Annotated in this window: 4 protein-coding genes; 3 read left to right on the top strand and 1 reads right to left on the bottom strand. The window is 62.6% G+C overall.

All coding sequences use genetic code 11. The features are described 5' to 3' along the window. Positions 1-366 (bottom strand): hypothetical protein (locus FJZ36_17980; GenBank protein MBM3216787.1); only part of this gene is annotated, 366 nt, incomplete at its 3' end. A gap of 737 nt (positions 367-1,103) precedes the next feature. Here FJZ36_17980 and FJZ36_17975 point away from each other — a divergent pair. From FJZ36_17975 to FJZ36_17965, 3 genes are read left to right on the top strand one after another with little or no spacing between them, the layout of a single operon-like run. Continuing rightward, a complete protein-coding gene (locus FJZ36_17975) occupies positions 1,104-1,367 on the top strand; it encodes a hypothetical protein (GenBank protein ID MBM3216786.1) in 264 nt (87 codons plus the stop codon). A gap of 27 nt (positions 1,368-1,394) precedes the next feature. Then, positions 1,395-2,618 carry a hypothetical protein gene (locus FJZ36_17970; GenBank protein MBM3216785.1) on the top strand — a complete coding sequence of 408 codons (1,224 nt, stop codon included), beginning with the start codon at positions 1,395-1,397 and terminating at the stop codon, positions 2,616-2,618. Positions 2,619-2,628: 10 nt separating this feature from the next. Next, complete coding sequence (locus FJZ36_17965) at positions 2,629-4,269, top strand: hypothetical protein (GenBank protein ID MBM3216784.1); 1,641 nt, start codon at positions 2,629-2,631, stop codon at positions 4,267-4,269. Positions 4,270-4,873: the final 604 nt, after the last annotated feature.

The following is a 4,873-nucleotide window of genomic DNA, read 5'->3' as shown; positions in this document are numbered from 1 at the left end:
GTCGGGTCCGAGGATCATCATGCTGCCGCCGGAGCCCGCGACGCGGATGGCGGAACGCGGTTTGCCTTCCCGGTCGGACACGATGAACGTCCCGCCCTGCTCATCGGCGCCGATGACGACGCGCGTGACGCCGTCGCGCCCGAAGACGGCAACGACCCCGCCATCGTCGCCCGCCAGCAGTCCGACGCGCGGCTTGCCCAGCGGATCGACGAGCGTCAGCGACGAGCAGACGACCTTCTCGAACACGACCTGCTCGCCCGGAAGCTGCGCCTGCGCCGGACGCGGCAGGAAGTGGCTCGCCGCTTGTCCCAGCAGGACGAGACCTCCGCCGACGACGATGTAGCCGATCTTCTCTCGAAACCTCATCGCGATCCCCTGTTGGTGTCCGTGCCCGCTCGTGGTCCGTTGCCCAGCGGCAATGGGCTTCTCCCCTTCTCGATCCTCCTTCGCCTCGCGCGCATGGAGGTGCGGTTCAGTGTCCCAGGAATCCGTGCGTCCGACCACTGGATCATGATCCCAATGCGAACGCCCTCCGGCGACCCGAAGACCGCAGCGGCAACGCAACCGCCTGTCGTCTGCGAGGAGAGTCTACACGACAGGCTGTGGGCGTAGCATCCTGATCTTTCCTTGACAGGCGTTTTTTTTGCGCAGTATCTTCATAGATGTCCCGTATGACTGCCAACAACGTCGGATCGTCCCATGACGCCCGATGCGCCGCTCAAGCCCGTCGCACTCTTCGAAGCCGACGAACTCCATCGTCAGCAGCGCAATCGCACGTTCCCCACCCAGTTTTGGAGTCACCTCAATGCCTGCAGCTTTCCCGGGCTGCATCTGGAATCCCAGCCCGGACGAAGACAATGTGACCCCTGTCGACGCAGATTACATGGAGATGCGGGACGACGAGATCGTCGCCATCGAAAACGCGCTGGGGCAGGTCTCGTAGAGGACAGCGCCCAGCCTCTTGCCCACTACCTGCGAGTCAAGTACGATAGAATCGAAGCCAAGCAAGGCGCTCTTCTCTACGCAAACCAAGAGTTCGAGCCGGGTATGGCATCTGCCACCTCGACCCGCCGATCAACACGGGGCAGTCCAGGGACATCGCGTTGAGCCGACGATCCTCCGGACTGGCGCTGGTCACCTTCGATGCCGGCTGGAACACGCTGGGTCAGGCGATGGCGCTTTCGAACTACCCGGCTGCCACGGACTTGACGATCGTGAAGATTTCCGATCCCTCGAACCTGCTGAGCGTCGTCGCGAACAAGCTGCGAGTCACCAACCACGACCAGCCGAACTCTGTCGCGCGCATGACGTTCCTGCACGTGATCATCGGTGGCGGATCGAATGCGCTGCCGTCGGTCGATCCGTGACATGACGACGCAGTAGAGGTGAGGGCGATGAAACCCCGACCCGACCGCGCCCCGCAATGGGTTGCTGCGCTTTCGCTGGCGCTGTGCGTCGTCGCGAGCGCCGGGGCGACCGAATGGCGAGTCGTAAGGGAACCTACATCGCATGTTCTGCCTGGATTCGAGGGCAAGGGCTTCGATCCCTACCAACTCCATTTCGCGGACATGACTCACGGCTGGATTATCGGAGGCTTCCACAGCGATGACGTGTCGTTCGTTGGGTACCGTACCGTAGACGGAGGCGAGACGTGGCGCGACATACGGATACCAGGCTTCTATGATCCGTCTGTCTATTGGTGGTGGAACTTCGACGCAACGTCCGTCTTCATGTTGGATGCGCAACACGGATGGATCGGGGGACCGGACCGGGTCGCATACAGCGCGGACGGGGGCGAGACATGGGAGCTGCGCCTCGTCAGTCCGAGAATCGTGGCGACGCCCCAACAGGCAAGAGTGTTGAAGAGCGGCAATTTCGTCGTCACCGGCACGCACTTCTGGAGTCGGCAAGAGGGTATCCTGACCGGATGGGTTCGGACGTTCAAGGGAGATGTCGAAGGGTCAGCAGTGTTGCGAACCGACGATGGCGGGGATACGTGGCATCCGCTGATCCTGGGAGACTGGGCTTGGACCATCCCGCAGGTAGGCGGTAGTCGCCTTAGCATGCGATCGGATCGGCAAGGGTGGCTAACCAACCCATTCCTCTACTATACAGCAAGTGGCGGTTCGGCGTGGGACAGGCCCCTTCCAGGCTCTGGAGTGGTCGACGCATTCCTCGACGGCCATGGCATGGCATGGGCAATCGCAGGCGCGGTTGCGCCTGACAGCCTGTTGCCAATTGCCCATTCATCCGACAACGGCACATCGTGGGCCGCGTCTACGGTGACCGGGGACCAACGTGGTGTCGACGCATATCTTGCCAGAACGGGACTCAGGCGCATCTCTCTCAGCTCGCTTTCGATGGCACCCGGGAACCGTGGTTGGTCAGTCGGTTGGGGTGGCGCCATCGTAGCGACAGAGGACGGCATTAGCTGGTATCTCCAACGGAGTCCCACGGCATACGCCCTGAACCGCGTTCAGTATGTCGATGGCGTCGTTTATGCCGTTGGCGATGGCGGGATTGTCCTGAGAAAAGACACGGACGTTCCCACGACTGTCCACCCAGGTGGGAAGCTCCCAACCACATGGGCAGGCCTCAGAACGTCCTCTTCTCGCTAGGAACAGAACTATGCCGATTCTGCTTGGTACACAGAAGCTAGGTCCTACCACGCGCCTGGGCATTCCACTGTCGATGTTCTACGATCAGGTATCGCCAGGCGAGCTCGATCACCCGACGTTCGGCGAGCATCTACAGGTCATCCACAAGCCGCTCCCAATAGGTGTGTTCCCATACATCGCGTGCGATCGGTTCGCCCGAGACGACAGGCGCGCTGATGGTGAGGGCATTGGGAATCTGATGGCGCGTTACGGTTCCATCCTGAGCGCGGCTGTCTCAGAGCAGATCCAGGTGAGTATCGGCTATCTCGTGAAGCTGTTCCGGCCGAGCGATCCCGGGGAGCTGGGCGAGGTAGGGCGGTTCGTGGACTATGTCTGCGACACGCCGGGTGTGGACCAAGCCATGGTCAGTTGGCACGTCGTAGACGAGCCAGTATGCAAAGGGACAGCGACCAAAGGGACAACCTTCGATGACGTGCACGACGTCGTTCAGGCGTTCCACGACGCCCAGGTTGCCCGCGGAAAGAACTGGCCCTTCATCTATATCGAATACGCGGACGGACGTTCTGCCGATCCGAGCGACCCGGGCAGTCCCAACTGGTGGCCCGTGACGCCGGATGGCAAGGACCGCACCTACAACCCAAGCAATGTCGTTCGGCCCGACATCAACGGCCCCTATAACGACGAGCAGAAGATACTCGCCTTTGCCAACGCGATCACAGGCGTCAGCTCGGGTGGCGTTCCAGCCCGGCTCATCGTCATGCCGGACTACTACTCCTGGTTCAGCGGGAACTGGCGGTATACGGTTCTACCGCCGATGCGGAAGTGGCGATTCATCCGCGAATGGTGGGAAGACAGATTCCCGACCCACCCCGTCCATGCGCTCATGGAAGGAGCCGCCCAGGTAACCAGCGAGGGCGAGGCTCCTGACAAGTCGAAGCTCCAGGGGCATATCGACATGCACAACCAGATGCGGATGGCGCTGAACTACGGCTTCAACGGCATCGGCCTTTGGGGATGGAGCTCAAGCGTGACGACCAATCCGGATCTGTATCTATCGAAGATGCACTGGACGTACGACACAAGCCAGACACCCCAATCCTACTTCTCCGATCCTGCTCAGAAGGAGCGCTGGGGCGAAGCAGTTGGCAATGAAGTGTGGCGGGAACAGGAGCTCTACACGGAAGCGATCCCAACGGCAAGCGGCATCGTCGAGGCGGTTGCGGACCCCGACACGGATCCTGTGGTCGAGAATCCGCTGCCCGGTTACTGGCTCAGGTTCGACCTGGCAACGCGCTCGCGCGTTCACTTCGTCATCCTCGATGCCGCCAGCTACACAGTGCGCATCCTGGACTGGGGCTACAAGAGCAACACGAGCAAGCCCGCCCCTGGCTTCAACTACCTCGACCTTTACCAACTAGTTCCGGGCAGGTATCGCAACCTCGTGCGCCCGACCAGGACGACGTCGTTCCCGTTGTCCGTCTGCCGTCCAGACTTCGGCTCCGAGAGCGGCGACATGAACGGGGTCGCCATCTGGTGGGACCTGAGGGACAACAACAACGATACCGTTCCCAACGGAAAGTATTATGCTCAGATGTACGTCGAGGGCTCTGCCGTCGGAGCAAGCGTGGCGCTTGACATTCCGTTGCCGTGATACGCCAGCAGCTTCGCACGCCCCAATCCTCGGATGAATCCCTCCCTAGCGGGACAAGACGCAGGCTGTAATCGCGGCGCGTCGTCGCCATGCGAAGCGATCGGATTTGCGGGATCGTTTCTCTCTCTGGCGGTGTGGGTCCTACCTCGTCGTCGGCGCTGTACCGCGGCTGACGGCTACGTCCAGCTCACCCCCGACGAAGATGATGCCGCCCGCATCCATCCGCGTCCACGCGGCGTCGAGCCGGAACGCGCCGAGCGCGACGCCCGCTCCGACCGCCGGATCGCCATCCCGCAACCCCGCGCGCACGTGGAGCCTTCGCGTCAGCCGCGCTTCGGCTCCGACGGATGGGCGGAACCCCACGCCGTCGCGCCAGCCCAGATCGCCCGCGAGCGCCAGCCGTCCCGCGACATGGGCGATGCCGAGCTCGAAGCCTTGGACGCCCGCGCCGCGTTCCAGCGATCCTGCGCGCGCGCCGATGCGCCATCTCACACCGGGAGCCGCCAGAACGCCGATGTCGTACGTCGCGGACGATCCCAGCGCCTGGAAGCGCCGCGACGGATGCATCCGCCAGAGCTTGGCGCTCGCGCCGAGGGTGAAGCGA

The sequence above is a fragment of the Candidatus Poribacteria bacterium genome (assembly GCA_016866785.1).
Classification (GTDB): domain Bacteria; phylum Poribacteria; class WGA-4E.
Note: the sequence above shows the minus strand (reverse complement) of the source record. Positions and strands in the feature narration are given on the sequence as shown.

What these genes read in the sequence shown, in the direction of transcription:
- FJZ36_17970 (MBM3216785.1), top strand. Translation starts at nt 1,395, where the DNA reads ATGAAACCCCGACCCGACCGCGCCCCGCAATGGGTTGCTGCGCTTTCG.
- FJZ36_17965 (MBM3216784.1), top strand. Translation starts at nt 2,629, where the DNA reads ATGCCGATTCTGCTTGGTACACAGAAGCTAGGTCCTACCACGCGCCTG.